Annotated in this window: 2 protein-coding genes; one reads left to right on the top strand and one right to left on the bottom strand. The window is 58.4% G+C overall.

The features are described from left to right. Nucleotides 1-110: 110 nt before the first annotated feature. A complete protein-coding gene (locus tag M9827_RS24225) occupies nucleotides 111-566 on the bottom strand; it encodes a DUF721 domain-containing protein (RefSeq protein WP_221730673.1) in 456 nt (151 codons plus the stop codon). A gap of 308 nt (nucleotides 567-874) precedes the next feature. On the opposite strand from M9827_RS24225, the gene secA reads away from it, so the two are divergent. After that, the gene (gene secA, locus M9827_RS24220) at nucleotides 875-3,610 is read left to right on the top strand and encodes a preprotein translocase subunit SecA (RefSeq protein WP_250607552.1); all 2,736 of its coding nucleotides are present in this window, start codon (nucleotides 875-877) and stop codon (nucleotides 3,608-3,610) included. The last annotated feature ends 14 nt before the right edge of the window (nucleotides 3,611-3,624 follow it).

The following is a 3,624-nucleotide window of genomic DNA, read 5'->3' as shown; positions in this document are numbered from 1 at the left end:
GAGCCTGCTCGCGAAAGCGGTGTGTCATTCAACTTTAATGTTATCTGACACAACCTCTTCGCGAGCAGGCTCGCTCCCACATTAAATAATTATTCACGTTCGGATAGCGCTCAGGTTTTGGCCTTGGCGTGCGCCGCCAAACGCTCCAGCGCCGCGCGCAGACCCGGATCAGTGATTCCGTCTGCCGTGGCCTGAATCGTCGCTGCCGCATCCGTCGACAAATCCATCGTATGCCCGGTCGCCCCGCGTTGAACGGTCGGCGGCTGCACCTTGAACAGAATCCGCGTCAAACTGGCGAACTCGTCGAACATCTGCAACTGCCGCTGCAAGCGTTTTTGCTGGTAACGCAGGCGTGTGGCCCAGTGCCCATCGGTGACAATCAGCAACAGACTGCCTTCACGCCACGACGCTACATGGCAATGTTCACGGGCGGCGGGTTGCAGTTGGCTTTCGAGCAGGCGCTGCAAATGCCCCAGTCGCTGGGCATGGCCGAGGATGGCTTTGAGCGGCTTGGCTTCGCGCAGGAGAACGGCGGGTGCTCTGGCCGTAAGAGGGCGGAATGCCATGATCGAACACCTGAAGTAACAGAAACGCCATGGTAGCAGAAAGGCCGAAGTCACTCGCCCATTGCTTTTGCCCCCGCTTTACCCATTAAATCAACGACTAACTTCTGCCTTGTATGACTTGAAGTTGAGCAAAAAGCCCCTATTTTAAGTGAGCCCCGTCAAAGCGCAGTGCCAGCATCGTGGAACATCGCCACTTTCCTCACTTCCGTTTCCGGGTAGAATGCTCGTTCGCATGCGGCCATGAGGGCTGCACGGGCGACGCTCACGGGGCCGCCCTCCATCCCTTTAGTGTGGAAGATCCTGCCGATATGTTTGCGCCTTTGTTAAAGAAACTTTTTGGAAGCAAGAACGAGCGTGAAGTCAAACGCATGCTCAAGACGGTGCAGCTCGTCAATGCCTTCGAAGAGCAAATGGTGGCCCTTTCGGACGATCAATTGCGCGCCAAGACCGCTGAGTTCAAGGCCCGCATCGCCAAAGGGGAAACCCTCGACAAGCTGTTGCCAGAAGCCTTTGCGGTCGCCCGCGAAGCCGGCAAGCGCATCATGGGTATGCGCCACTTCGACGTACAGCTCGTCGGTGGCATGACCTTGCACGAAGGCAAGATCGCCGAAATGCGCACCGGTGAGGGTAAAACCCTCGTTGCGACCCTGGGTGTTTACCTCAACGCACTGTCCGGCAAGGGCGTACACGTTGTGACGGTGAACGACTACCTGGCCCGCCGTGACGCCAACTGGATGCGTCCGCTGTATGAATTCCTCGGCCTGACCGTCGGCGTCGTGACGCCGTTCCAGCCGCCGGAAGAGAAACGTCAGGCGTACGCCGCCGACATCACCTACGGCACCAACAACGAATTCGGTTTCGACTACCTGCGCGACAACATGGCGTTCAGCATGGAAGAAAAATTCCAGCGCGAACTCAACTTTGCCGTGATCGACGAAGTCGACTCCATCCTTATCGACGAAGCGCGTACCCCGCTGATCATTTCCGGTCAGGCCGAGGACAGCTCCAAGCTGTACATGGAGATCAATAAACTGATCCCGCAGCTGGAACTCCACGTTGAAGAAGTCGAAGGCGAAGTCACCAAGGCTGGCCACTACACCGTTGACGAGAAGACCCGTCAGGTCGAACTCAACGAAGCCGGTCACCAGTTCATCGAAGACATGCTCACCCGCGTCGGCCTGCTGGCTGAAGGCGAGAGCCTGTACTCGGCACACAACCTGGGCCTGCTGACCCACGTGTATGCCGGTCTGCGTGCGCACAAGCTGTTCAATCGCAACATCGAATACATCGTGCAGGACGGTCAGGTCGTACTGGTCGACGAACACACCGGTCGTACCATGCCGGGTCGTCGTTTGTCCGAAGGCCTGCACCAGGCCATCGAAGCCAAGGAAGGCCTGAACATCCAGGCCGAGAGCCAGACCCTGGCCTCGACCACGTTCCAGAACTACTTCCGTCTGTACACCAAGCTGTCCGGCATGACCGGTACCGCTGACACCGAAGCGTTCGAGTTCCACCAGATCTATGGTCTGGAAGTCATGGTCATTCCGCCGAACAAACCGTTGGCGCGTAAAGACTTCAACGACCTGGTGTTCCTGACCGCCGAAGAGAAGTACGCGGCCATTGTTGCGGACATCAAGGAAAGCATGGCTGCCGGGCGTCCGGTGCTGGTGGGTACTGCCACCATCGAAACCTCCGAGCACATGTCCGCATTGCTCGTGAAGGAAGGCATCGAACACAAGGTTCTGAACGCCAAGTTCCACGAAAAAGAAGCCGAGATCATCGCGCAGGCCGGTCGTCCGGGCGCCCTGACCATCGCCACCAACATGGCCGGTCGTGGTACCGACATCCTGTTGGGCGGTAACTGGGAAGTTGAAGTCGCGTCCCTGGAAAACCCGACCCCTGAGCAGATTGCCCAGATCAAGGCCGACTGGCAGAAGCGTCACCAGCAAGTGCTGGAGTCCGGCGGTCTGCAGGTGATTGCTTCCGAGCGCCACGAATCCCGTCGTATCGACAACCAGCTGCGTGGCCGTGCCGGCCGTCAGGGTGACGCCGGTTCCAGCCGCTTCTACCTGTCGCTGGAAGACAGCCTGATGCGCATTTTCGCCTCTGACCGGGTGAAGAACTTCATGAAAGCCTTGGGCATGCAGCCGGGCGAAGCGATCGAGCACCGCATGGTGACCAACGCGATCGAGAAGGCGCAGCGCAAGGTTGAAGGCCGTAACTTCGACATCCGCAAGCAACTGCTTGAGTTCGACGACGTCAACAACGAACAGCGTAAAGTGATTTATCACATGCGTAACACGTTGCTGGCCGCCGACAACATTGGTGAAACCATCGCCGATTTCCGTCAGGACGTGCTCAACGCCACCGTCAGCGCTCACATTCCACCGCAATCGCTGCCAGAGCAGTGGGACGTGGCCGGTCTGGAAGCGTCGATTGCCAGCGATTTCGGCGTGACACTGCCGATCCAGCAATGGCTCGACGAAGACGATCACCTGTACGAAGAAACCCTGCGCGAGAAGCTCATGACCGAGCTGATGGCGGCGTACAACGAGAAAGAAGACCAGGCCGGTGCCGAAGCACTGCGCTCGTTCGAGAAGCAAATCGTGCTGCGCGTACTGGACGACCTGTGGAAAGACCACCTGTCGACCATGGATCACCTGCGTCACGGTATCCACCTGCGTGGCTACGCCCAGAAAAACCCGAAGCAGGAATACAAGCGCGAGTCGTTCACGCTGTTCTCCGAGCTGCTCGATTCGATCAAACGCGACTCGATCCGTGTGCTGTCGCACGTTCAGGTACGCCGCGAAGATCCGGAAGCCGAGGAGCAACGTCTGCGTCAGGAAGCCGAAGCACTGGCCGCCCGCATGCAGTTCGAACACGCCGAGGCCCCTGGTCTGGAGCAACCGGAAATACTTGGTGAAGAGGTCGATGTAGCCCTCGCCACCGCCCCGGTTCGCAATGAGCAGAAGCTGGGCCGCAACGAACTGTGCTACTGCGGTTCGGGCAAGAAATTCAAGCATTGCCACGGGCAGATCCAGTAAAACCCGTTTCAATC

The organism is Pseudomonas sp. AKS31 (assembly GCF_023634765.1).
Lineage (GTDB): Bacteria > Pseudomonadota > Gammaproteobacteria > Pseudomonadales > Pseudomonadaceae > Aquipseudomonas.
Note: the sequence above shows the minus strand (reverse complement) of the source record. Positions and strands in the feature narration are given on the sequence as shown.

What these genes read in the sequence shown, in the direction of transcription:
- M9827_RS24225 (WP_221730673.1), bottom strand. Translation starts at nt 566, where the DNA reads ATGGCATTCCGCCCTCTTACGGCCAGAGCACCCGCCGTTCTCCTGCGC.
- secA (WP_250607552.1), top strand. Translation starts at nt 875, where the DNA reads ATGTTTGCGCCTTTGTTAAAGAAACTTTTTGGAAGCAAGAACGAGCGT.